We start from the raw sequence: 23998 nt of genomic DNA, 5'->3' as shown, positions 1-23998 counted from the left end.
TTAAGTTAAAAATTAATCTGGAATATTGATCCTTTTCCTACAATACTTTTAATACTAATGGTAGCATTTATGGCTTCTAGCTGGGTTTTTACCAAAAAAAGTCCCATCCCTTTTCCTGAAATACTTCTATGAAACCGTTTATATAACTTGAATACATCTTCCCCATAACGGTCCATATCTATCCCCAAACCATTGTCCTCGACAAACAATACCTTGCGGCCATTTTCGAAGCCGCTTCGAAAAATAAGGTAGGAGGCCACATCGGGTCTTCTAAAACGTATGGCATTGGAAATCAAATTGTGAAAAATACTTTGCAGGCAATATCTCGATGAAGTGATGGTCTTCCATTCCTCCAGCTCGTAAACTATCTCAAAATTTTCCTTGCCCGACATAATTTCCGGAAATTCGTTTTTCATTCCTTGCAGCAGGGCATAGATGTTCACCTCTTGAAGATGGGGCTCTTTTTGGTCTACCACGGCAATGTATTCCTTAATGTCTTCCGTAAGGCAACTAATGCTATCGGAGAGTTTATGCAGTTTGGGAAGGAGGCTTTTTACGTTTTCGGGATCTTTTTCCTTTTTTATGATATCTACGATAAGCGACATACTGGTTACCGGTGATCGAAGATTATGGGAGATGAGATAACTAAATTGTTCGAGTTGCTCGTTTCTGATATTTAGGCGCCGGTTGGTCCGCCTGACGAGCTCATTTATGGTTTTAAGACTTTTTTGGTTGTGCAACAGGGCCTTGTTTTTTTCCTTTAACTGCCCGTACAGGTCTTTTTTCTGGGTCTGATACTTAACATAGCCATACGAGATGCCTGCCAGGGTAAGAATGGAAATTAATTGAAGCACGATAAAATTCTGATACAAAGGCCATAGGCCCATCTGGATCTGATTTGCCGGCAACTCCCTGACAATGGCCCATTGGGTTTCGTTGACAATACGATCGGGCTTCGAATACAGGCCGCTTTGTATCAGGTATCCGTTGTTCATTCGAACATTCGAATAGCTCCACACACTACCGTTTTCATAGAAAGTGGTATCCCTTCTATTTTGAATCCCGACCACCCCGACATCCGAGAGGTTTTGCAGGGCTTCCGTGTTGTCCCTAACCTCATAAGGCGGTAAATCACCGCCCATGCTCGAGGCAACGACGTTTAACTCAGAATCGACCAAATAGGTCTTACCATACTGCGGAAACTTCGTCAGATAGTCAAGTATATCCTTTACCCTAAAATTGATGACCACCAAACCCACCTTGGTATCCAAGGAATCGTAAATAGGGGCCACCGCGCGAAGTACAGGTTTAAACGGTCTCTCTATTTCATTGTTCTCGCGATTTAAGTTGATGCGCGACAGGTAAACCTCTCCTTTTTTAAGGTTCAAGCCCCGGAGGACATAATCACTATCAACCTTGTTCTGCAAGGAAGAAAGTTCCATCTTCCGCCCAAAATTGCTCTGATACCTCAATCGTTCTTCTCCACTCAGGTCTATGATCCGAAATTGATCGTAAAAGCCGATATTTTTGATTACCTCTATATAAGGATGAATAAAATCCGCATGTCCTTCATTGGTTTCGAAACCCACGGGATAAACTATGCCCGACCAATAGTTGATGTTATGTATCAGATAATGGCAGACATCGCTCAAAAAAGTGGTCTTCTGCATTGAAACAAGGGCCTCCTTAGCTACAAAATCGGCAATTCTCTCCCTTCGCTGCCCAATTAACATTAATAGGGAAATGAGCAATAAAGGAATATAAAGCAATAAAAAGTTGTTGAAATACTTTTTCCACATAAAGTTTTGGGCTGGTAAAAACACGTTGGAATCCTATTATTTATGGAGGGGCAAAACACTAAAATAATAGAATACCTAAACTAAAATACACCTTTTTCTTACTAACAAATGTTAACATTAAGTAAAATTGCAGTGTTATCGATAACACTACTCCCTTCGATTACAGCCACTTGTAGCGACCCGACCGCCCCATTTTGCAAAAGAGCCTCCTTTAGGCCAAATATCAAGGGAGAGCCACGGTCAACATAAACTGGATTACTTTGAAAAAGCATACAATTCAAGGTATTATCACTATTTTTAAGAGGAATTAATAATTATTGATCGTAAACAGTTTATAACCGACCGGCTATGAAAAATGTATTTGACCCCGAGGTATCCAAAGAACTCATTTCGCGGATAAACTCCCTTACCCCGGACACTTCCAACCAATGGGGCCGGATGAACGTCGGCCAAATGTTGGCCCATTGCAACGTGACCTACGACCTGGTATATACCGATAAATACCCCAAGCCCAAGGGTTTTAAAAAATTTATGATAAAACTATTGGCCAAGAAGGTAGTTACCGGCCCAAAACCATACAAGAAAAACATGCGCACATCCCCCTTGTTTTTAATCACTGATGAAAGAAGCTTTGAAACTGAAAAACAACGGCTGATCCAATATATCGACAAAACCCAAAAATTAGGGGCCACACACTTTCACAATAAAGAATCGCACGCTTTCGGCCCCCTTACGACCTCCGAATGGAACGTTCTTTTTTACAAGCATCTCGACCACCATTTACGCCAGTTTGGTAGCTAGGGCCATAGCGTTGTCCGGTCGGTTCCGCTTTCGACTTCATCGATTAGGTCGTTTATGTTCCCTTGCTTCCTAGCCCTCGGAATCGCTGGGCTTTCCCGACCACCACAACCGTCCGCCGTGCAGTATCCTTTAGCTTAAACCCTGCCTTGGACACTTAATTTTTCCCTAGCCGATCAGAAATGATCCAATCACCACCCAATTCCATCATATTAAACAATTCACAAAAAAAGTCCATTAAAATTGTATCTTTCGCAGTAAAACCCGAGTTCATACCTTCTTGAACCCTGTAGCGAACATAATGGCAATAATCATTACTAATCAATTAAACCAACCCGACTATGACCGTTTATATCTTTGAATTTATCGGAACCTGCCTACTGATCCTTTTGGGCAATGGCGTTGTCGCCAATCTTGTTCTCAAAGACACCAAGGGATCCAGTACCGGCTGGGTGGGCATTTCGTTGGCCTGGGGCATAGCCGTTTTTGTCGGCGTCTTCGTTAGTGCCGATATTAGCGGCGCCCATTTAAACCCTGCCGTGACCGTAGGTTTGGCAACCGCAGGAAAATTCGCATGGCATTTGGTTCCCGGCTATATTGTTGCCCAAATACTGGGCGCTATGATGGGCAACCTTTTAGTTTGGCTTAACTATAAAAAGCACTACGATGCCACGCAAGACCAGGCAGCCATCCTTGCCACCTTTAGCACCTCGCCCGCCATTCGAAGTCCGTTCTGGAACCTGGCAACCGAAGTTATCGGTACTTTCACCTTGGTATTCGCAGTTTTCTATATCGCCGGGGGAACCGTCTCCGACCAACCCATATCACTGGGGTCGATAGATGCCTTGCCCGTGGCCTTGTTGGTAATGGGGATAGGTTTCGGACTTGGAGGCCCTACCGGATATGCCATTAACCCCGCCCGTGATTTCGGCCCAAGGTTAATGCATGCCCTCTTGCCGCTCAAAGGAAAGGGTGGCAGCGACTGGTCCTATGCCTGGATACCCATAATAGGCCCCTTTCTTGGAGGTTTTTTGGCGGCGATCACTTATCTTTTGATCGGAATTTAACCATAGAGCAAATGAAATATTTAACCACATTACTGATATCCATGGCCGCAATCCTGCCAGCCCTATCACAAGAAATCGTAGAGGTTCCCTATAAGAAAGCGGAAACCCTAACCTGGGAAACCGACGAACGGCAATACCATTCCGAAATTTGGGATACCGAGGTGGTAACCAATGTAGCAACACCGACCATGGAAGTCTTCAGGCCCAAAACCCCCAATGGTACGGCCCTTATTATCGCACCCGGGGGAGGCTTATATGCCCTGAGCATTGAAAGCGAAGGCAACCTAGTGGCCAAATGGCTAGCCCAAAGAGGCATTACGGCCTTTGTTCTAAAATACCGCCTCGTGCCTACCGGAAAGGATGCCGTAAAGGAAATAACGGACGAAGGCGCCAACAACCCGGCAAAAATAGGACAGCGCATCAAACCCGTCTTACCCTTATCCATCGCCGATGGACTATCGGCCGTTGCCTATGTAAGGGAAAACGCCGATAAGTATGGAATAGATGCTTCCAAAATCGGTTTTATGGGATTCTCAGCGGGCGGCGCCGTGACCATGGGCGTGGCCTATTATGCAAAAAACATCGATAAGCCCGACTTTATAGTGCCCGTTTACCCGTGGACTTCCGCATTACCGGTACAGGAGGCCCCGACCAACGCACCCAAAATGCTGGTAATCTGTGCCAGTGACGACCCCTTGGGCCTCGCCAAGGGCAGTATCGAACTTTACAATTCGTGGCTTGGCAAAGGTTACCTACCGGAACTGCACATGTATTCGAAGGGTGGACACGGATTCGGAATGAAGCCACAAGGCCTACCTTCAGACAATTGGATCCAAAGGTTTTATGAGTGGGCCCTTACCGAAAAAATCGTTTCCGTAAACAACTAGGGCACAGTCCGGCTTCTCGTCAAGGCATAGCCAGGTCACTTGAAGAAAGGCACGTCTTTGTCGGCGTATTTTTTCATTCCCTCCTCGTTGATCTCGACCCCTATGCCCGGTTTCTCGGAGAGTTTGATAAAACCGTTTTCCACCATTTCCCCATCGAAGCTTATGATTTCCTTGTACATGGGGTTTTTGTGGAAATAGATCTGCCACTCCAGTATCATAAAATTGGGTACCGAGGCACATACGTGGCACGAGGCCATCGCCCCTAAATAAGAGGCTACCATATGGGGCGCAAAGGGCACGTAGTACAAATTGGCCAAGTTGGCGATGCGCTGGGCCTCGCCCAGGCCACCGGCTTTCTGTAAATCGGGCATAATAATATCAACGGCACCGTTTTCCAACAAAGGCCTAAAGCCATGGGCCAAATAATGGTTCTCCCCAGCACATATCGGTGTACTGGTCGACTCGGTAATTTTTTTATAGGCGTCCACATTTTCAGCGGGGATGGGTTCTTCGAGCCACATCATATTCAAGGGTTCGAGCATCTTTGCCACCTTTTCCCCGGTAGGGGCGTCGTACTTACCGTGCATATCCGCACAGATGTCGATATTAGGGCCAATGGCCTCCCTTGTAGCGGCCATCTGATCGTACATCCGTTGGATCTCGGCTGGGTTGGCCGTCCAGTTATAGGCATCGTACTTATTGGGGTCGTTGGCTTGGTCGAGATCGAACTTGACGGCGGTAAACCCCATATCCACGGCCTCCTTCGCACTGGCGGCAAAATCTTCCGGTTGGGGCAATTTGTTTTGATACAGGGCGGTATCCATATAGACCCTGATCCTATCCCTAAATTTCCCTCCCAAAAGCTGGTAAACGGGGAGGTTTAAAGCCTTTCCGGCCAAATCCCACAAAGCGGTTTCGACCGCCGTCAAAACCGCGACGAACATTCCCGCTTGGGCGCCTTCAAAGAAACCGCTCCGTCGGATATCCTCAAAAAGGCGATGTACATTAAGGGGGTTTTTACCCTTCAACCGCTCCCCGAATTTTTTTACCAAGTGATACGTGCCTGGGGTGGCATCTACCCCTTCGCCGTGGCCAACAATATCTTGATTGCTGTAGATTTTTACAAAGAGACTGTGCCCGCCGCGGATAAAACCGCACTTGATGTCGGTTATCCTCAAATCGGACGGGGCCGACATTTTCGGGGTCCGTTCGATGGCATGGGCATAGGCTTTTCCATAGTTGGCAAAAGGCAGGGCGGTCAGGGCCGATGTGGCCATCGCCTTGGACAAAAAGGCTCTTCTTGAATTTTTCATAATCGACACGTTTATTTGGATGGTTCACATTTACTACGTAGTAAAAATGACATAACCCTAAAAAACACGATTGTTTTTTAAGAAATCAAAACCAAAAACCTACCATGTTCTGGTTTTCAGCAGTTCCTTAATTTGTTCCTTGGGTACAGGCAACGCATCGATATGGGCATTCAGCCACTCTGAAAAGTCTTTTTCTATTTCGTCCGACCACCGCGAATCGATCTGGCCGGGCGTATATTTTTGCTCGCGAAGCCTTTGATGCCCGAACATATCGCGAAGCCTTACAATTTCGGAGGTCTTGACCACCTTTTCGGCCAAATGCGGGGGAATGAAGATAACGCCCCCATCTCGGCCCAAGACGACATCGCCCGGCATAACCGTGGCCATTCCTATCCTTGTGGGTGTATTTATCCCCACCAAGGTGGTATTGAGCGCGCCATTCGGATCGTTCAAGTGGTGCGAGGGGTGATAGCTGCGGAAGAAGGAGGTAAAACCACCTATTTCCTTAAGGCCGTCAATATCCCTGATCGCACCGTCGTAAACTATTCCGTTACCGGTCTTGGCGTAGATCGAATTGCCAAGGTTGTCGCCGATAGTGGGTCCGTCTACATGGGCCCCGAACTGATCGACCACGTACACATCGCCCTTCTGCAACAAATCTATCGTCCATGCGTTTTGCGATTTGACGCGCCCGTCTTCCTTGTGCCCCCTTTCGTCGATTACGCGATGGATGTCGGGCCTGCCCGGAACAAAAACGGCCGTTACCGCCCGACCGACCAGTACGCTGTCCGGATTGATCGTCTGCCAATTTTCGGCATATTGGTACTTGAAATTTTCTCCCTTGAGTACGGCCCAGGCCTCTTCGAGGGTAACGCCCTTCATTCGCTCCAAAATGGAACCGGGTACCTTGGGGCGACCGTCCCCAAAGCGTTCCCCCTTCCATTCGGGCGTCAAAAAGATCAGTTCTTCCTTGGTAATCTGTTGTGCGGTGGCAGCAAGTGCAAAGCCCAGCATAAAAGCGAGAAGCACCGCCAATTTAGAATGCAGTTTCATATAAAGTGGTTTAGGTTTGTTGAAAATATACCGTTGGGCTTACCATCCATAGCGATCAAGCACTGGTAAGTTTATTACGTAAGTCAAGGCCCCTACCCTAAGAATACTTTGAACACAGATAAATAAAAACTAACTTGTGTCACTTAAAAATACCCTATGAAATACATTCTGCCCTTCCTTCTTTTTTTTGTTTCCCTTTTAGGCACGGCACAAGACCCACTGCGGTTTAAGGAACAAGTGGATGCCATTGAAAAGAAGTACGATGCCCTATGGGACCCATCGAAGGAAACCATCGTATTTACCGGAAGTTCCAGTATTCGCATGTGGAAGGACGTGCAAGAGCGCTTTCCGAACCACCAGATCATCAACTCGGGTTTTGGAGGTTCGCAGGCATCGGACCTATTGTATTTTTTAGAAAACCTAGTTTTACGGTACGGGCCCAAAAAAGTTTTTATCTATGAGGGCGACAATGATATTTCGGCCAAGAAAAGACCGAACGAGATCATAGATACGACCCAAGAGATCATTGCCTTGGTCAGGGCACAAAATCCCTCGACCCAAATCGTCCTGATTTCGGCCAAGCCCAGTATCGCCCGTTGGAAATTGAAGGGCAAATACAAAAGACTCAATAGAAAATTCAAGCGCTTGTCAAAAAAAGACAGCTTGCTCGACTACGCCGATGTTTGGACACCCATGTTGGACGGGCGTAAATTAAAACGCGATATCTTTATAGAGGACGGCCTGCATATGAACACCAAAGGCTACGATATCTGGTTCAAGGTAATGCAGGCGTTTGTTGAAAACTAAGGTCTGCCCCCCGTATGTATCCAACACCCCAATATAAATCTAATTCAAAGACCAAATGAAATCAAACCTTTTCAAAAGCCTTCTCATCTGCCTCGGCCTTGTGGCCTTTTTGTCTTGCGAAGCCGAAAAAAAGAAACGCGTCCTCAACCTGCCAAAATCAAATCTGGCCATGGAGAATATGATTCCCATGCCCAAAAAGGTAGTCGCTACCGAAAATGCTTTTGCCCTAGACCAATTTACGGCCATTTACACCTCTGAAAATGCCGACGGTTTTCAGGAAATAGGACAGTTTCTCGCCAAGAAGCTAAAAGGAAAAACCGGTTTGGACATACCGGTAAACGTAGACGAAGTACCCAACATGGAAGGCGTTATTTACATCGGCCAATCGGACAGTTTAGAACTTAAGGCCCCGGAAGCCTATCAGTTGTACGTAACACCGGACTCCGTCATTCTCAATTCGAACACGGCCGAAGGTGCCTTTAGAGGGGTACAGACCTTAAGGCAGATCATTCCCGAAACAAGCCTTGACACCGTAGCGGAATATAAGGTTTGGCCCATACCAACGGGCAAGATCATCGACAACCCCGTTTTTGAATATCGCGGGAGCATGCTCGATGTTGCCCGCCACTTTTTTAGTGTAGAGGACGTAAAAAAATATATAGACCTGCTCGCCTACTACAAGTACAACGTGCTTCATTTGCACTTGACCGACGACCAAGGTTGGCGCATAGAAATAAAATCGTGGCCAAAACTCACCGAAATAGGTGGAAGCACCGAAGTGGGCGGCGAATCGGGCGGGTTTTTCACCCAAGAAGAATACACCGATATAGTCAATTATGCGGCGGAGCGCTACATAACCATTATTCCCGAGGTCGATATGCCCGGCCACACCAATGCCGCCTCGGTCTCTTACCCCTTTTTGAACGGAAACGGAAAGAAGGTCGAACTATATGAGGGCACCCAGGTAGGCTTTAGCACCTTCGACACCCGAAAAGATAGCGTTTACGCCTTTATCGACGATGTGGTAAGGGAAATTTCGGCCATTACTCCCGGGCCCTATTTTCATATCGGTGGAGACGAAAGCCATGTAACCAAGAAGGAAGACTACATCTATTTTGTGGAACGGGTCGAGAAAATAGTAAAGAAATACGGCAAGCGTATGATCGGGTGGGACGAGATCGTTACCGCCGATGTCGATTCAGAATCGATAGCCCAATTTTGGGCCAGCAAGGAAAACGCCGACCTGGCCGTTAAGAAGGGAATGAAAATAATAATGTCGCCGGCTAAAAAAGCCTACCTGGATATGCAGTACGATTCGCTATCAAAACACGGCTTGCACTGGGCGGCCTACATCCCCACCGATTCGGCCTATATCTGGACCCCCGAGGAATATGAAGGTATCCCTGTCGAAAACATTTTGGGCATAGAGGCCCCTTTGTGGTCGGAGACCGTGAGCAATATCGATGAAGTCGAGTATCTCGCCTTTCCCCGTGCCATCGGCTATTCCGAACTGAGTTGGTCGACTCCCGAGAACCGAGATTGGGAAAGTTACAAAGTACGATTGGCCAACCAAGCCCCGTTCCTGGACCGAATGGATGTCAAGTACTACCCTTCCCCTTTGATCGATTGGAAGAAAAGCAAATACACCTACAAAGAGATCAAAAAAGATTAATTACATGAAACTGAAAGTTGGCCTGGTGCAAGAGAGTCCCGTATTTTTCGACAAGGAAAAGACCTTGGAAAAAATGGAGGTTCTTGTGCGCCGATACGCCGACGAAGGCTGCCGGTTGCTCATGTTTCCCGAATCGTTTATCCCCGGCTACCCCAGGGGCTTTTCGTTCGGCACAAGGGTAGGAAGCAGGACCGACCAAGGGCGTCAACTTTACTCCGATTACCGCAACAACAGCATCGACCTAAAGGGCCCTGAGGTCAAACGATTGGAAGAACTGGCGCGCGAAAAGAACATCTACCTCGTGGTGGGTATCACCGAAAAACAAGACAACCATGGCAGCCTTTACTGCTCCATGCTCTACATTTCGCCCGTAGAAGGCCTTTTGGGCGTCCATAGAAAAATTAAGCCTACGGGTGCCGAACGCGTTATTTGGGCCGAAGCCGACGGGGAATCGCTGGTCACCTTTCAAACCGAGATCGGTAGGTTGGGCGGACTCATATGCTGGGAAAACTATATGCCCTTGGCCAGAACGGCCATGTACCAAAAGGGCGTCGAAATTTATTTGGCCCCAACCGCCGATTCCCGCGACGGGTGGACGGCTACCATGCGGCACATCGCCCTCGAAGGACGTTGTTTCGTACTGGGATGCAATCAATATTTCACCAAGGGGATGTACCCCGAAAAGTACGGAAAATGGCTCGGTGAAGTACCCGAGAACCTCTGTCGCGGGGGCAGCGTAATCGTTTCGCCAAGGGGCGAGGTGCTGGCCGGCCCCCTATTCGACCGTTCCGGTGTGCTTATTGCAGAACTGGATCTCGACGAAATTGCCCGAAACAAGCTCGACTTTGACGTCGTCGGGCATTACGCACGCAACGATATATTCAGGTTCGAGGCCACCGGCCAACCCGAAACACATGTCGAAAAAGGACAAGGGCCCGTCACCGATTAGGTGAACTAAAAAAGAAGGCCCTCTTATCGAGGGCCTTATATCTTACTCTTCTTCGGAAGCTCCGTCATCCTTGGCGGAAAAATCCGTTATTCCGTTATCGTGCAGAATATTGTACCACTGAATTACCTTCTTGATATCGCTGGCGTACACCCGGTCTTCATCGTAATTGGGCAGTACTTCAAAAAAATACTCTTCCAGTTTAATTTTTTCCTCTTTATGGCCAATGGATGTCTTGCCCCCTTTTTCCTTGACCTGGATCCTTTGGAACACTTCACGCAGGGGCAGTTCTTCCTCCAGGGTATAAATGGCAATCTCCGACAGTACGCTTACGTTGCTTCGCATACCGACCGTGATGCGTTTTTTGTCCAATAAAGATTCGGCTACAAAACCTGTGCGGGTCTGTGTGACCAATTTGTAAAGGCCAGGTTTGCCGCCTATAGATAAAACTTTGTCTAAACTCATATGGAAATTTACGTTTTAGGAGGGCAAATATTATACTTTTCGATGGATTACGATAAAAATTAACGCGCTTTTTTCATAAGGGGAAAACGCATGCGGTACTCCACACTGACCTTTCCTTTGGAAATGTTGTTCAACCTACCCTTGAGCATGCGTTTCTTAAGCGCCGAAAGCTTATCGGTAAACAAAATGCCCTCGATATGGTCGTATTCGTGCTGAATCACACGGGCCAACAGGCCATCGTAGGTTTCGGTGTGTTCCTTAAAATCCTCGTCAAAATACGTGAGGGTAAGGGTCTCTTTGCGCTTTACGTCCTCCCTGATGTCGGGGATGCTCAAACATCCTTCGTTAAAGGGCCACTCATCACCGGTTTCTTCCTGTACATGTGCATTGATAAACACCTTTTTAAACCCGTTCAAACGCTCTTTTTCCTCTGCTGACAGGTCTTCATCATTGGCAAAAGGGGTTGTATCGACAACAAATATGCGTATGGGCAGCCCCACCTGCGGAGCGGCCAAACCAACGCCGCTGGCATTGTACATGGTCTCCCACATGTTGTTCAACAGTTCCTTCAGTTTCGGGTAATCCTGTGGTATGTCTTTACACATTTTACGAAGCACAGGGTCTCCGTAGGCTACAATAGGTAAAATCATTTAATCTTGTTTAAATAGTCCTGCAAAATAATGGTGGCGCTAATTTCGTCGACCAGACCCTTATTTCTGCGCTTCTTCTTTTTTAGTCCGCCTGCAACCATGCTCTGCACCGCCATTTTGGAAGTAAACCTTTCGTCTTGGCGTTCAATGGGTATCTGCGGATAGCGTTTTTGCAGTTGCACCAAGAAGGGCGCGATCAAAGCTTCCGATTGCGAGGGCGTGTTGTCCATTTGTTTGGGCTCTCCCACGATAAACCGCTCGACATCTTCGGCCTCGATATAGTTTTTAAGAAAATCGAAGAGTTCGGAGGTAGGCACCGTGGTCAGCCCGGAAGCGATCAATTGCAATTCGTCGGTCACGGCTATTCCCGTTCTTTTCTGTCCGAAATCCAATGCCAACAACCTTCCCACTCCTTCAAATTTTTTGACAAAAATAACCCATAAATTGTTATAAGAGTAAAATTGCCGCCCAAAATCATAAATGACCAATTATATTTGCAAAGCTAAAAAAGCGAACAAAAATTCAGATATACCTTACGGCTCTTGCGGAAGACCACGAATGTGCCATTGCAGCAACACGGCCGGAATATAATAACTTCAAAAAAATACGTGTACTATGACCGAGTTAAGAAAGACCATTGAAAACGCCTGGGACAACAGGGAGCTGTTAAAGGAAAAGGATACCCAAGATGCCATTCGACAAGTAATCAACCTTTTGGATCTCGGCGAGCTTCGTTGTGCCGAACCCACGGAGAACGGCTGGCAGATCAACGAGTGGGTCAAAAAAGGTGTTGTTCTCTACTTTCCCATTCAAAAAATGGAAACGCTCGAGGCCGGTATTTTTGAATACCACGATAAAATCCCATTGAAAAAAGGGTATAAGGAAAAGGGTATCCGCGTCGTGCCCCATGCCGTGGCCAGACACGGAGCCTATATTTCATCGGGCACCATTTTAATGCCAAGTTATGTGAACATCGGAGCCTACGTCGATGAGGGCACCATGGTCGATACTTGGGCAACGGTTGGCAGTTGTGCCCAGATCGGCAAGAACGTGCACCTCAGTGGGGGTGTGGGAATCGGCGGGGTATTGGAGCCCTTGCAGGCTTCGCCAGTTATCATCGAAGACAACGCCTTTATCGGTTCGCGCTGTATCGTCGTCGAGGGCGTACGGGTCGAAAAGGAGGCCGTTCTTGGCGCCAACGTCGTATTAACGGCATCTACTAAAATTATTGACGTAACCGGTGATAGCCCGATAGAAATCAAAGGTAGGGTTCCGGCACGTTCAGTTGTTATACCCGGTAGTTACACGAAAAAGTTTGCGGCCGGTGAATTTCAAGTACCCTGTGCATTGATCATCGGTACCCGAAAAGAGAGTACCAACAAGAAAACATCTTTGAACGATGCCCTACGGGAATATGATGTGGCTGTCTAATTTGTAGGAATTTTTTTTGGTTTAGTATAATTTTTTTGTTTTTTAATTGTTATTAAGAGGGTAGTATCTTAATTGGGAACGGAAACGCAACCTTTTTTGGACTTTTTAATCTACAGAGTAAAAGACCGAACCAATCCAAAATAATTATAATGCCAAAAGAAAGACAAAAATTATCGGCCCTGATCATTACCTACAATGAAATGGGATACATTGAAAGATGCATTGAGTCCGTTGAATTTGCGGACGAGATAATCGTGGTCGACTCGTACAGCACCGATGGCACCTACGAATACCTCGAAAACCATCCTAAGGTAAAGGTGATCCAGCATCCGTTCTCAAACTTCACCCATCAAAAGTCTTTCACCTTAAAACAGGCGTCGAACGATTGGGTTTTATTTTTGGATGCGGACGAGGTTGTTCCCGAACAACTGAAGAAGGAAATTATCGACACGGTGAACAGCGATACCGATTTGGCCGCATTTTGGTTCTACCGAAAGTTTATGTTTACCGATCGCCCCCTTCACTTTAGTGGCTGGCAGACCGATAAGAACTATAGGTTGTTCAGAAAAAGTAAGGCCCGGTTCTCCGATAAGAAAATAGTACACGAGACCTTGGTCGTTGATGGCTCCTCAGGGATACTTAACGAAAAACTGATCCACTATTGCTACAAGAACTACGACGACTACAAGGCTAAAATGCTCAAGTATGGCAGGTTAAAAGCCAAGGAGGACTTTTATAGGGAGAATCGGTACAACGTGCTTTCGCAAATATTCAAACCGCTTTGGAAATTCGTAAACCACTATTTGATTCGGCTGGGTATTTTAGACGGGAAAAAAGGAATAATCATCTGTTACCTAAATGCCTTAAGCGATTTTGAAAGGTACCGTGAGCTCAAAAAACTCGAAAAGAAAAACGAATTGGCCTATTATTTGGTAATGCCATAATAGGTCCATACATGCTTGTTCTTTCTTGTCTCCTTTCGTATGGCCGCATTTTTGGCAATTGATTCCGGTGTCTTGTACCCCCGCTTATGGTCGAGGTGAACACATACGGCACTGTAGCGTAATTGTTTTGATTTTATGCCGTAATTGAAAAGCCGTTCGCCGAGTTCCCTGTCCTGTCCCCCATATTGCATTCTTTCATCAAATCCGTTGACGTTCAGAATATCCTTTTTCCAACCTGATGAATTATGCCCGTTCCAACTTGCGTTGGTCGGCGTAAACGTATTGAACAAGGTAGATACAAAGCCCCTTGCCGTAAGCTTGTTGTTCTTAAAGGTCTTTGGTATGCCCTTTTCCTTTAGCCAATTGATATCGAAACAATTCTGATTTTCGATATCCGCCCGGGTAATGGCCTTGGAGATATTCATGGGCAGCATGTAATACCCTCCCGATATAAAGTAACCCGGTTCTTTGTTGATATAATGTACTTGGACGAAATCTTCCCGCGGTATACAGTCGCCATCGGTCATTATTATGTATTCGGCACTGCAGGCCAACAGCGATTTGTTGAGAATCCGTGATTTCTGAAAACCCTCATCTTCCTGCCAGACATGTATGATCTTATAGAACACGACCTCGGAGATATCTTCAATCAACTTCTTGGTCTTTGGCCCAGATCCATCATCGGCGATTATCACTTCAAAATCCTTGAAAATTTGGCAATTGAACCCATAAAGCACTTTTTCGAGCCACTCTTCGGAGTTATAGGTACTAATTATTACCGATATACTGGGAGATTCAGTTGATTTGACTTTCATGCGGCAAAAATAACAATGTTTGGTTAGATATTTCTATATTGTTACATTAAGTATAACCTATGATAAGAAAAGCATATCTTGGAATTTTAAAAAGGATGAAATTTATTGATCCAGAGCTCTATGTAAAAATATATTACGAATATTACTTTAACAAGAAATTGGATTTACATAACCCGATAACCTTCAATGAAAAAATACAATGGCTCAAGGTTTTTTACCGCCCCAAAATCTTAAACCAGCTGGTCGACAAATTTGAGGTTAGGTCCTACGTCTCTGAAAAAGTCGGGCAAGAATACTTGAACGAGCTGTTGGCTTTGGCCTCAAGTTCGGACCAAATCGATTTCGACAAACTCCCCGATCAATTTGTCGTAAAGGCGACCCATGGATGCAATTCAAATTTGGTGGTAACCGATAAACGGACATTGAATGTACTAAAGGCCAAGTTACTGTTCAAAAAATGGCTATCGAGAAACCAGTACTACCGCGGGGGTCTTGAATGGGCCTACAAAGACATCCAACCCAGATTGATTGTCGAAAGGTTCATAGAGCAAAAAAACCAATGCTCACTAAACGACTATAAATTCTATTGTTTTAACGGTACACCTACCTACGTTCAGGTCGATATGGACAGAGGACAGGAACATCTACGAAGTTTTTATAATATGGATTGGGAGCTACAGCCTTTTAACAAGGGATGTTTTCACAAGTGGAAGGATATCTGCCCTAAACCTGCCAATTTTAACACCATGATTGAAATTGCGACCAAGCTATCGGTCGGGTTTCCCTTTGTACGGGTCGACCTCTACAATGTGGAAGGAAAGACCATTTTTGGGGAAATGACCTTTTACCCCGGGGATGGGCGCCAACCCTTTACCCCGCCAGAATTTGACGAGCATATGGGAAAGTTGATCCGCCTTCCCAAAATTCCATCGGAAAACCGATTTATAACCCAAGCCTTTTCCTAACCCACAATTCGCTATTTTTGCGGAAACTACACATCCATCCCGGTCGTAAACCGGATTGATGATATAGGCTTATATATTGAAAATGGTAAAAGAAATAAATGAGGCCTGTACAACCTTACAGCAAGGCGGTCTTATTCTCTACCCCACCGATACGGTTTGGGGCATTGGCTGCGACGCCACCGACGAAGCGGCGGTTCGCAAGGTCTTCGCCCTTAAAAACAGGGAAGACAGCAAGGCCCTGATATGTTTGGTAGCCAACGATGCCATGCTCGAAAAACACGTTGAACACGTACCCGAACTGGCCTTTGACCTTATAGACCTCTCTACCAAACCCACAACCATCGTTTACGACGCGCCCGTAGGGGTGGCCAAAAACCTGATAGCCCCCGACAATACCCTTGCCATTAGGGTGGCCTCCGACAAATTCTGCAGGTATTTGATCAACAAATTCAAAAAGCCCATTGTCTCGACATCGGCCAACATATCGGGCCACCCGACGCCCAAAACTTTTGCCGAAATTTCCGATCGCATTTTAAAAGGTGTCGACTATGTGGTAAATTTGCAGCCCGAACATGTAAACCCAGTGCCCTCGGCCATAATCAAACTGGGCAATGACGGCACGGTAAAAGTCATTCGGGAGTAAAACTCATAAGCAATATCAACAGCGCATCCAAACCATATGCAAATTCAGCATATGGCACATTGCAGCAAAACCAAAATCCGATCTCTTGAACTATAAAGAAGCCCTAAAAGACCCGATTTTCAAACTCGTTTCCGATGCCGCTGAGACCTTGGGTGTTTCCTGTTATGTGATTGGCGGCTTTGTTAGGGATTACCTCCTAAAACGTGACACACCCAAGGATATCGATATCGTGGCCGTTGGAAGCGGTATCGAACTGGCGAACAAGGTGGCCTCAATGCTCGACGGAAAACCCCAGGTATCCGTTTTCAAGAATTATGGTACGGCCATGGTAAAAAACGAGGGCATCGAGCTCGAATTCGTAGGCGCACGAAAGGAAAGCTACCACAGGGACAGCAGAAAACCCATTGTCGAGGACGGTACCTTGCAGGACGACCAAAACCGAAGGGACTTTACCATCAACGCCCTGGCCCTTTCGCTGAACAAGGATGGTTTTGGCGACCTTCTCGATCCCTTCGACGGGATTTCCGATCTGGAAAGGAAAATAATCAGGACTCCCTTGGAGCCCGGAATTACCTATTCCGATGATCCCCTGAGAATGATGCGGGCCATACGCTTCGCCACGCAACTGAACTTTACCATTGAACTCAAATCGCTGCAGGCGATTACGGCCAACAAAGACCGGATCAAGATCATATCAAAAGAACGCATCGTCGACGAGCTTAATAAGATATTGGCCAGTCCCCAACCCTCAAAAGGCCTGGCCCTTCTCCATAAAACGGAACTGTTGTCCTACATCCTCCCCGAGCTGACCGCCCTGCAGGGCATCGAGGAAATCGAGGGGCAGCGCCACAAGGACAATTTTTGGCATACCTTGGAGGTAGTCGACAACATAGCGCAGACTACCGATAACCTTTGGTTACGCTGGGCCGCCTTGCTCCACGATATCGGAAAGGCCCCGACCAAAAAATTCCATAAGCGGATCGGATGGACGTTTCACGGTCATGAATTCGTAGGCTCGAAAATGGTATACAAACTTTTCAAACGCCTCAGGATGCCTTTGAACGATAAAATGAAATACGTTCAAAAAATGGTATTGATGAGCTCAAGGCCCCAAATACTTTCCGAAGACTTCGTTACCGATTCGGCCGTTCGCCGTCTGGTATACGAGGCGGGCGACCATGTCGACGACCTTATGACCCTTTGCGAGGCCGACATTACCACCAAAAATGCCAAAAAACAGAAAAAATACAAGAATAACTTCAAACTGGTGCGCCAAAAGATCAAGGAGGTAGAGGAGCGCGACCATATCCGGAATTTCCAGCCCCCCATCAGCGGTGAGGAAATTATGAAGACCTTTAACCTAAGACCTTCCAGGGAAATCGGCATCATAAAGGACGCGATCAAAGAGGCCATCCTCGAAGGCGAAATACCCAACGAATACGAGGCCGCCCAAAAATTCATGCTGGAAAAGGCGAAGGAACTAGGACTCAACAAGGCCTAATTGCCGATCAAAAGCCTCGCCTTTTCTTGAACTCTTTTACTACCCTTCAAAACTGTCCCTAGAAAGCCAATTCAATCGCCTCGCACAACCAAGGGTGATGGCAACCGGGCTCCAATGGCCCTCCGATTTCCAAAAAAAAAGTGCAAGCTCCATCGATGAGTCCACCCAATAACTTTGCCCTTATCCAGTAGCAAAAAATCGGCGTTATTTTGTCAAAATCCATATGAACCCATTTTTGTTAAAGGGTTCCTTTTTTAACAACAAAGGGAAGTTGCAAAGAGACAATGGGCCGTACCGGCGCTGCCACTTATAGCGACCCGTACGTTTTCGAAAGCCCCTCATTAGAAATAGCCGCCAGCACCAAGGCTTCAGCAAAGCTGATCTTTATTTCTTTGATGCCCCGAGGGGCGGATCCGGTGTATACCGCCAACCCATACATGCCGCTAAACCGGCAAAAACCTGTAAACCATAGTGGTCCGGGGGCCATCCCGGAAATACCGCTATCGCGAGGTAAAATTGTACCCGCTTTACGATTCTTGTGGGAGATAGAAGGGTCTGTAAAGGGCCGGTTGCAGGAAAGATGTGCCGCAACCGTTTTTTTGGCAACTTACAACGGCCCCCAAAGAACACGATAATACCAGAAGTTATGTATGTGCAGATTTTATTGGCATAAAAACCCGTTTACCATAATTCCGCTTTAAAAGGTATCATTGTTTCAACCAGTCGAGTACTTCCTGCGGTTTTACATACCTCACTTTTTTGTTGCTAAAGGTATAATCCGTATTAACGCTGCAATCGTAATCTGGCCGATACTCTAAATCCAATGTAGTGTCATCGGACATTTTAAGAATCATAGAGCCCAAAATAGTAGACGTATTTTTGTATTTTAGGTCATAACAATAGGTATTGCCGTCCGACTTAACGTCTTCAAACTTCCGGTTGACGACTCCCGTATTTTGAACATCAAAATAGTATACACCACTCGACAAGCCCGTAAGGGAATTGCTAATGGAGAAGACGGGGAACTCGGGTTGAATATTATCCTTTACCAGCGCTACCTGCATATCCTCTGGATAAAGCGGTAAGCCTTGTTTTTTCCAAATACCGCTTGCCGTATTGGGTATTTCATAATTATATTCACCACATAAAGGTTCCGTTGTCCGGGGAATACTTCCGTCATAATTGCTAAACTTTTGACGTATATCCTCATAAACCGTCCTTTTATAATAAATAAAGGGGCACACGGCGTTAAATGGAGGCTCCTCTCCTTTGATTTGGGCACCCATATCCAGACCATACTGCCCGGGTTGCCCCCCTCCCTTACCTATCTCTTGGCCGGCAGTTACCTTAAAATGGTCTATTTTGACCACACAGTCCGTAAAAGTGGTGCCGTTGAGATCATAAGGCTCCTTACAACGTTTGTTTCCCGAAGTGCTCGCCGATTCCATAGCAGCTTTAATGTCATCGGCCAGGTCGGTAACGTGCCCAAAATTCAAATAATATTTCCCCAAATCAAATTTCAGGGAATAATCCTGTCCGACAACGGAGTCGCCCACCTCACGCAAATTTATCTCTACCTCAATTAATTGAATATTGCCCGGGGAGAGCAAAGGAACTTTGATAGTAGGGTCTTTAAAATAGAGATAGGTGTGTCCCGTTGGCAAGGTATGCCCGGGTGGATTTAGGTTTCCCAAAGGCACCAATCCCTTCAAATCGGAATAACGAAGGGGAAATACCGTAAGGGAATCCGCCGCCATATCCGAATTATCATTGCCGTCCCTTTTACTACAGTTAAACAAGCATAGGGCAAAGACAAACAGGAATAGTCCTATTTTTTTCAAATCCATTATTCGATATGTTATATTTTAAACTTAAGTGATCTTCGTAATACTTTGAGTCCATACAACCCACATACAGCCTTGTGCTTATCGATATCCAGTTCGGCCGAAGACCTGCCGGATAAAATCTTACAAGTAGAATGAGAAAGCAAAATTGACTTCCCCTTATGGAGGTATATTCAACTCCCCCCTAATGGGCCACCGTCAACACCCTTAACCTCAAGGTATATTTTTAGAACTAAAACTATCGAACCGCCAGGAATAAGCTGCATTTTCTCTTTCATAATCGAACCGGTAAAACTAGGGCCCACCCCATTTGCCATTTACAAGCACGATATCGGTATTTAGAAAAATCCATAAAAAGAAGAACCGACCCCACCCAAGAATGCCTGTAGAAGGTCGTTGGTCTTTTTTATGGGTAGAAACCTAAGCCCAATTCCAGTTACCATCGATATACCCTGAAGCTACAACAGGGGCCGTACCGGAATCGCCTTTTTGGAAAGAGGCAAAAAATAGCGTTGCCGCTTAGGTGATGAACGTGAATAATCTGAATTGTTCTTCATTTTTTTGATTTATAGTTTATAAATAGATTATAAAGCAAACCAACTGACACTCAAATTTATAAAAAAAAGAGATTAGCGAATTTCGGTCTACCCTAAAAAAATACAGCGCAAAAAAACAGCGATTATATCTTCAAAACCAATACTATCAAATCGTTTTAAGGAATTCGGTTTTCAACGACAAAGACAAGTGGACCAATAAAACAATGGGAGGACTACTAAACGGGTACATTAAACCGTCGTAAAATCGAAAAGCATTCTACCTGGCGATGTAAACATCGGTTTAATCGGGTCGCACAACTTAAAAATAATAGGCCCAAAGTTAAAAATAGATACCTTTACAGCATTTGTTACAACCCAATACGGTTTGCTTACAGTAAAAAAACGACAATGAAGAAACGCGTAATAACCCTTGTTTTTACCCTTGCCATATTCTCGGGCATAATGGCCCAACAAGATGCGCAATACACCCAATACATGTACAATACGATGGCGGTGAACCCGGCCTATGCCGGATCAAGGGGTGTGGTCAGTATCGCGGGTCTTCACCGTTCGCAATGGGTAGGGTTGGAAGGCGCCCCCAAGACCCAGACCCTGAATTTTCACACCCCGGTTTCGGACCGGGTAGGCTTAGGTCTCTCGATTGTAAACGATGAAATAGGAAACGGTACCAGCCAAGAAACCTATTTCGATGGCGTTTTCTCCTATACCGTTCCCGTATCGCGAACCGCCAGACTGGCCTTCGGCGTCAAGGCAAGTGCCCATGTACTCAACCTTGATTTCAACAAGCTGGCCAACTACAACAATGAAGCTGCCGATATCGGACTCAACAATATCGACCATAAGTTCTCCCCTAATTTCGGTGCCGGTGTCTATTATTATTCCGAGGATTATTATATCGGACTTTCGGTTCCCAACTTTTTAAAGACCAAGCATTTTGACGATGCTTCGTCAAGCACATCGTTTTTGGCCGAAAAGCGCATGAACATTTACCTTATGGCCGGGTATGTCTACCCCATACATCCGCTTTGGAAATTCAAACCCGCCGCACTGGTCAAGACCGTGGGTGGGGCGCCTTTGCAAATCGATTTATCGGCGAACTTTTTGTACAACGACAAGTTTACCATGGGGCTTGCATATCGTTGGGATGCCGCGGTAAGCGCCCTGATTGGATTTCAACTGAACGAGCAATTGATGATCGGTCTTGCCTACGACCGTGAGGTTTCCGAACTAGGGGGCACGAGGTTCAATGATGGTTCTTTTGAAGTTATGCTCCGGTATGAATTTTTGACCCGGTACCAACGAAGGTCCGAACCTCGCTTCTTCTAAAAGGGGGTGGCCGGACAGGTACCCCCGAACGCCTCGATATTCCGGTGATGGGGCCAATGACTTCTATTTTCTTTCACGCACCCCAACTACCAAGGTTCGGTTAAAATGACATTTTTTATCGACCAATCCACATGTTAACGCATATTTACATCTACTTTGACCACCTATACAACATAATTTTTGGCCAAGCCTATCTCCCCTGTTAAATTTACCTCAGAACGTTGTAAGTCTTTATTTACAGTGGTTGGCCTAACCCTTAAAGGCTTCGTAAAATAAGTCATCATTTGGCAAATCGTCTAAAAACACATTTCGGGGCATTACTACTATTAATGCTTGTCCAAGTGGCAAGAGCGCAGCAGACAACAGGTTGGGCACCGGTATCATCTTCCGTTTGGGAGTCGGTCACCGATGATGGTTGGGTACGTGTCGAAGCCCGGGTTTCGGGTGGTGCTTCCATTGACGGTCTTGAAACCATGGGCTGTACCAGTGCCGCTACCTATAGCGACCCCAATGTATTCGGTAGTCCATCGTTGGAAATATCCGCTAGCTCATCTGCTACTGGAAATATTAGTTTCCACTTCTTCGATGCGAGTACCGGTGACCCGGTCTATATTGTAAATCCCATCCTACATGTAGATAAAGTAGGAACCTATTCCGTTCTTCCCATTCTTGGCGGAGGGTCTGCCACAGGAAATTTTAATATTACCAACGGCACTTGGACGGAACTAGAATCCAACGGGCCTATCTTTCAATCTACCCCAACCCGCTTTAATATCGACGATGATGCCCTTTTGGCCAGTATCGGAGGGGAATGCGAAGATGGAATAAATAACGGAACAGGCGGAGGCAGCTTACGGGTGGATAAGGTTATCAACTCCCTTGAAATGGAGGTTGACGTGACCGGAGGTTTGTTGAGTCTCCTGGGGTTGGTTCCAGCCATCGATGAAGTAGAGTTTGTTCTTACCGACCTGATCATTGCCGACCCTAAAATCGAAGCCACCAAAACGGTGGTCGAAAACTTTAGCGACCCCGTCAGTACCGGAGATACCGTAGATTATACCATTACGATAGAGAACACAGGAAATACTACCCTTGACAATATAAGTCTAACGGACACTTTTTCCGATATAGACACAAACCCTTTAACCCTAACAAGCGGACCTACGTTCGTCAGTGCCTCCGGGGGCTCTGCCGAAGGCAGCCTCGAAGCCGGTGAAACGGCAACCTATTCCGCGAGCTTTTCCCTTACCGATCCGGTATTGCAAGTGGGAGGCGTTGTAAACCAAATTAGCGTTTTGGCCGACAGCCCTTACGGAACCAATGATGTAAGCGATCTGTCGGATGATGGTATCGATAGTAATGGAAATACGGAAGATGACCCTACGATAAGTTATTTTCCCACCACCACAGATGATACCGCTTCGGTCTGTGAAGAAGGTAGCATCGATATTGATGTACTCTCAAACGATGATTTTGGGGGAAATGGGCCTTCATCCGGAAGCATCTTTATTATTAGCCCTGCTAGCGGGGGAACAGCTGTCGTAAATGACAACGGTAGCCCTGCTAACCCGACGGATGATTATATAACCTATACCTCGTCTACCGGTTACACCGGTTCGGATAGTTTTGTTTATGGTATAAGTGATAGCAAAGGATATGCCCAACATGCCACCGTGACGATTACGGAGCAGAAAGCTCCCAACGCGGGAGCCGATGGCACTCTCACCATTTGCGCGGGAAGCACCGTAACGGAGGCTCAGCTATTCGCCCAGCTCGATGGTAGTCCGGATTTAGGAGGGACATGGTCCCCTGCCCTAGCAGGCGCGGGAACCTACACCTATACCGTACCGGCCACCTCGCCCTGTACCGTGGACGATACCGCGGAAGTGGTAGTAACCAATCAGGCACCACCCAATGCGGGAAGCGATGGAACACTCACCATTTGCGCGGGAACAACCGTGACCGAGGGCCAACTTTTTGCCCAGCTCGGCGGCAGTCCGAATCCAGGGGGGACATGGTCCCCCGCCCTAGCAGGTGCCGGAACCTACACCTATACCGTACCGGCCACCTCGCCCTGTACCCTGGACGATACGGCGGAAGTGGTAGTGACCGATCAAGCGGCACCCAATGCAGGTAGCGATGGAACACTCACCATTTGCGCGGGAACAACCGTGACCGAGGGACAGCTTTTTGCCCAGCTCGGCGGTAGTGCGAATCCAGGGGGGACATGGTCCCCTGCCCTTGCTGGTGCCGGAACCTACACCTATACCGTACCGGCCACCTCGCCCTGTACCGTGGACGATACGGCGGAAGTGGTAGTGACCGAACAAGCGGCACCCAATGCAGGTAGCGATGGAACACTCACCATTTGCGCGGGAACAACCGTAACGGAGGGACAACTTTTTGCACAGCTGGGCGCCCATGATGCCGGCGGGACATGGTCCCCCGCCCTAGCTGGCGCGGGAACCTATACCTATACCGTACCGGCCACCTCGCCCTGTACCATGGACGATAC

Annotated in this window: 21 protein-coding genes; 13 read left to right on the top strand and 8 right to left on the bottom strand. The window is 46.7% G+C overall.

Annotated features, from left to right (window positions below):
* Positions 1-5 precede the first annotated feature (5 nt).
* Complete coding sequence (locus BUB37_RS11125) at positions 6-1799, bottom strand: sensor histidine kinase (protein ID WP_072993497.1); 1794 nt, start codon at positions 1797-1799, stop codon at positions 6-8.
* Between the two features lie 348 nt (positions 1800-2147).
* Here BUB37_RS11125 and BUB37_RS11120 point away from each other — a divergent pair, with 348 nt between their 5' ends.
* The 3 genes from BUB37_RS11120 (at position 2148) to BUB37_RS11110 (ending at position 4551) form a co-directional block, all read left to right on the top strand.
* Positions 2148-2600 carry a DUF1569 domain-containing protein gene (locus BUB37_RS11120; protein WP_072993494.1) on the top strand — a complete coding sequence of 151 codons (453 nt, stop codon included), beginning with the start codon at positions 2148-2150 and terminating at the stop codon, positions 2598-2600.
* Between the two features lie 338 nt (positions 2601-2938).
* Complete coding sequence (locus BUB37_RS11115) at positions 2939-3664, top strand: MIP/aquaporin family protein (protein WP_072993491.1); 726 nt, start codon at positions 2939-2941, stop codon at positions 3662-3664.
* A gap of 11 nt (positions 3665-3675) precedes the next feature.
* On the top strand, positions 3676-4551 hold the full coding sequence (locus tag BUB37_RS11110; protein WP_072993488.1) for an alpha/beta hydrolase: 876 nt from the start codon (positions 3676-3678) through the stop codon (positions 4549-4551).
* A gap of 35 nt (positions 4552-4586) precedes the next feature.
* On the opposite strand, the gene BUB37_RS11105 is transcribed toward BUB37_RS11110, so the two are convergent.
* Both BUB37_RS11105 and BUB37_RS11100 read right to left on the bottom strand, forming a co-directional pair.
* Positions 4587-5864, bottom strand: a complete 1278-nt coding sequence (locus tag BUB37_RS11105) for a mandelate racemase/muconate lactonizing enzyme family protein (protein ID WP_072994012.1) — start codon at positions 5862-5864, stop codon at positions 4587-4589.
* A 99-nt stretch (positions 5865-5963) separates the two neighbouring features.
* Entirely contained in the window at positions 5964-6917 is a 954-nt protein-coding gene (locus tag BUB37_RS11100; RefSeq protein ID WP_072993485.1) for an RraA family protein, read from the bottom strand.
* A 156-nt stretch (positions 6918-7073) separates the two neighbouring features.
* Here BUB37_RS11100 and BUB37_RS11095 point away from each other — a divergent pair, with 156 nt between their 5' ends.
* From BUB37_RS11095 to BUB37_RS11085, 3 genes are read left to right on the top strand one after another with little or no spacing between them, the layout of a single operon-like run.
* Positions 7074-7724, top strand: coding sequence for an SGNH/GDSL hydrolase family protein (locus tag BUB37_RS11095; protein WP_072993482.1), 651 nt, complete (start codon positions 7074-7076; stop codon positions 7722-7724).
* A 55-nt stretch (positions 7725-7779) separates the two neighbouring features.
* The gene (locus BUB37_RS11090) at positions 7780-9396 is read left to right on the top strand and encodes a family 20 glycosylhydrolase (RefSeq protein WP_072993479.1); all 1617 of its coding nucleotides are present in this window, start codon (positions 7780-7782) and stop codon (positions 9394-9396) included.
* A gap of 4 nt (positions 9397-9400) precedes the next feature.
* Positions 9401-10345: a carbon-nitrogen hydrolase family protein gene (locus BUB37_RS11085; RefSeq protein WP_072993476.1), complete on the top strand. Its 945-nt coding sequence runs from the start codon at positions 9401-9403 to the stop codon at positions 10343-10345.
* A gap of 42 nt (positions 10346-10387) precedes the next feature.
* Here the strand turns inward: BUB37_RS11085 and BUB37_RS11080 are convergent, their stop codons facing one another.
* The 3 genes from BUB37_RS11080 to ruvX are packed head-to-tail and all read right to left on the bottom strand — an operon-like array spanning position 10388 to position 11867.
* A complete protein-coding gene (locus BUB37_RS11080) occupies positions 10388-10807 on the bottom strand; it encodes a DUF5606 family protein (protein ID WP_072993473.1) in 420 nt (139 codons plus the stop codon).
* A gap of 59 nt (positions 10808-10866) precedes the next feature.
* Positions 10867-11457 (bottom strand): peptide deformylase, encoded by a 591-nt coding sequence (gene def / locus BUB37_RS11075; RefSeq protein WP_072993470.1) that lies wholly within the window; start codon positions 11455-11457, stop codon positions 10867-10869.
* Complete coding sequence (ruvX, locus tag BUB37_RS11070; protein WP_072994010.1) at positions 11454-11867, bottom strand: Holliday junction resolvase RuvX; 414 nt, start codon at positions 11865-11867, stop codon at positions 11454-11456. Before ruvX ends, def begins: the two co-directional genes overlap by 4 nt.
* Before the next feature lie 205 nt (positions 11868-12072).
* Between ruvX and BUB37_RS11065 the strand changes: the two genes are divergently transcribed.
* Together BUB37_RS11065 and BUB37_RS11060 are read left to right on the top strand one after the other, a co-directional pair.
* Positions 12073-12888 carry a 2,3,4,5-tetrahydropyridine-2,6-dicarboxylate N-succinyltransferase gene (locus tag BUB37_RS11065; RefSeq protein ID WP_072993467.1) on the top strand — a complete coding sequence of 272 codons (816 nt, stop codon included), beginning with the start codon at positions 12073-12075 and terminating at the stop codon, positions 12886-12888.
* 149 nt (positions 12889-13037) lie between these two features.
* A complete protein-coding gene (locus BUB37_RS11060) occupies positions 13038-13832 on the top strand; it encodes a glycosyltransferase family 2 protein (protein WP_072993464.1) in 795 nt (264 codons plus the stop codon).
* Here the strand turns inward: BUB37_RS11060 and BUB37_RS11055 are convergent.
* Positions 13814-14647: a glycosyltransferase family 2 protein gene (locus BUB37_RS11055; RefSeq protein ID WP_072993462.1), complete on the bottom strand. Its 834-nt coding sequence runs from the start codon at positions 14645-14647 to the stop codon at positions 13814-13816. The genes BUB37_RS11060 and BUB37_RS11055 overlap by 19 nt on opposite strands.
* A 95-nt stretch (positions 14648-14742) precedes the next feature.
* On the opposite strand from BUB37_RS11055, the gene BUB37_RS11050 reads away from it, so the two are divergent.
* The 3 genes from BUB37_RS11050 to BUB37_RS11040 all read left to right on the top strand — a co-directional run bounded on the left by BUB37_RS11050 (position 14743) and on the right by BUB37_RS11040 (position 17756).
* Positions 14743-15612, top strand: a complete 870-nt coding sequence (locus tag BUB37_RS11050) for an ATP-grasp fold amidoligase family protein (RefSeq protein WP_094766691.1) — start codon at positions 14743-14745, stop codon at positions 15610-15612.
* 82 nt (positions 15613-15694) lie between these two features.
* On the top strand, positions 15695-16255 hold the full coding sequence (locus BUB37_RS11045; protein WP_072993456.1) for an L-threonylcarbamoyladenylate synthase: 561 nt from the start codon (positions 15695-15697) through the stop codon (positions 16253-16255).
* Positions 16256-16340: 85 nt separating this feature from the next.
* Positions 16341-17756 (top strand): CCA tRNA nucleotidyltransferase, encoded by a 1416-nt coding sequence (locus tag BUB37_RS11040; protein ID WP_072993453.1) that lies wholly within the window; start codon positions 16341-16343, stop codon positions 17754-17756.
* Positions 17757-18463: 707 nt separating this feature from the next.
* Here the strand turns inward: BUB37_RS11040 and BUB37_RS11030 are convergent.
* A complete protein-coding gene (locus tag BUB37_RS11030; protein WP_072993448.1) occupies positions 18464-19603 on the bottom strand; it encodes a hypothetical protein in 1140 nt (379 codons plus the stop codon).
* Between the two features lie 941 nt (positions 19604-20544).
* Between BUB37_RS11030 and BUB37_RS11025 the strand changes: the two genes are divergently transcribed.
* Both BUB37_RS11025 and BUB37_RS11020 read left to right on the top strand, forming a co-directional pair.
* Complete coding sequence (locus tag BUB37_RS11025; RefSeq protein WP_072993445.1) at positions 20545-21483, top strand: PorP/SprF family type IX secretion system membrane protein; 939 nt, start codon at positions 20545-20547, stop codon at positions 21481-21483.
* Positions 21484-21824: 341 nt separating this feature from the next.
* On the top strand, positions 21825-23998 hold a 2174-nt coding region (locus tag BUB37_RS11020), incomplete at its 3' end, for a DUF7507 domain-containing protein (protein ID WP_170863154.1).

It is taken from the genome of Pseudozobellia thermophila (genome assembly GCF_900141855.1).
Taxonomy (GTDB): domain Bacteria; phylum Bacteroidota; class Bacteroidia; order Flavobacteriales; family Flavobacteriaceae; genus Pseudozobellia; species Pseudozobellia thermophila.
This window is presented reverse-complemented; position numbering and strand designations above follow the sequence as displayed.

What these genes read in the sequence shown, in the direction of transcription:
- BUB37_RS11125 (WP_072993497.1), bottom strand. Translation starts at nt 1,799, where the DNA reads ATGTGGAAAAAGTATTTCAACAACTTTTTATTGCTTTATATTCCTTTA.
- BUB37_RS11120 (WP_072993494.1), top strand. Translation starts at nt 2,148, where the DNA reads ATGAAAAATGTATTTGACCCCGAGGTATCCAAAGAACTCATTTCGCGG.
- BUB37_RS11115 (WP_072993491.1), top strand. Translation starts at nt 2,939, where the DNA reads ATGACCGTTTATATCTTTGAATTTATCGGAACCTGCCTACTGATCCTT.
- BUB37_RS11110 (WP_072993488.1), top strand. Translation starts at nt 3,676, where the DNA reads ATGAAATATTTAACCACATTACTGATATCCATGGCCGCAATCCTGCCA.
- BUB37_RS11105 (WP_072994012.1), bottom strand. Translation starts at nt 5,864, where the DNA reads ATGAAAAATTCAAGAAGAGCCTTTTTGTCCAAGGCGATGGCCACATCG.
- BUB37_RS11100 (WP_072993485.1), bottom strand. Translation starts at nt 6,917, where the DNA reads ATGAAACTGCATTCTAAATTGGCGGTGCTTCTCGCTTTTATGCTGGGC.
- BUB37_RS11095 (WP_072993482.1), top strand. Translation starts at nt 7,074, where the DNA reads ATGAAATACATTCTGCCCTTCCTTCTTTTTTTTGTTTCCCTTTTAGGC.
- BUB37_RS11090 (WP_072993479.1), top strand. Translation starts at nt 7,780, where the DNA reads ATGAAATCAAACCTTTTCAAAAGCCTTCTCATCTGCCTCGGCCTTGTG.
- BUB37_RS11085 (WP_072993476.1), top strand. Translation starts at nt 9,401, where the DNA reads ATGAAACTGAAAGTTGGCCTGGTGCAAGAGAGTCCCGTATTTTTCGAC.
- BUB37_RS11080 (WP_072993473.1), bottom strand. Translation starts at nt 10,807, where the DNA reads ATGAGTTTAGACAAAGTTTTATCTATAGGCGGCAAACCTGGCCTTTAC.
- def (WP_072993470.1), bottom strand. Translation starts at nt 11,457, where the DNA reads ATGATTTTACCTATTGTAGCCTACGGAGACCCTGTGCTTCGTAAAATG.
- BUB37_RS11065 (WP_072993467.1), top strand. Translation starts at nt 12,073, where the DNA reads ATGACCGAGTTAAGAAAGACCATTGAAAACGCCTGGGACAACAGGGAG.
- BUB37_RS11060 (WP_072993464.1), top strand. Translation starts at nt 13,038, where the DNA reads ATGCCAAAAGAAAGACAAAAATTATCGGCCCTGATCATTACCTACAAT.
- BUB37_RS11055 (WP_072993462.1), bottom strand. Translation starts at nt 14,647, where the DNA reads ATGAAAGTCAAATCAACTGAATCTCCCAGTATATCGGTAATAATTAGT.
- BUB37_RS11050 (WP_094766691.1), top strand. Translation starts at nt 14,743, where the DNA reads ATGAAATTTATTGATCCAGAGCTCTATGTAAAAATATATTACGAATAT.
- BUB37_RS11045 (WP_072993456.1), top strand. Translation starts at nt 15,695, where the DNA reads ATGGTAAAAGAAATAAATGAGGCCTGTACAACCTTACAGCAAGGCGGT.
- BUB37_RS11030 (WP_072993448.1), bottom strand. Translation starts at nt 19,603, where the DNA reads ATGGATTTGAAAAAAATAGGACTATTCCTGTTTGTCTTTGCCCTATGC.
- BUB37_RS11025 (WP_072993445.1), top strand. Translation starts at nt 20,545, where the DNA reads ATGAAGAAACGCGTAATAACCCTTGTTTTTACCCTTGCCATATTCTCG.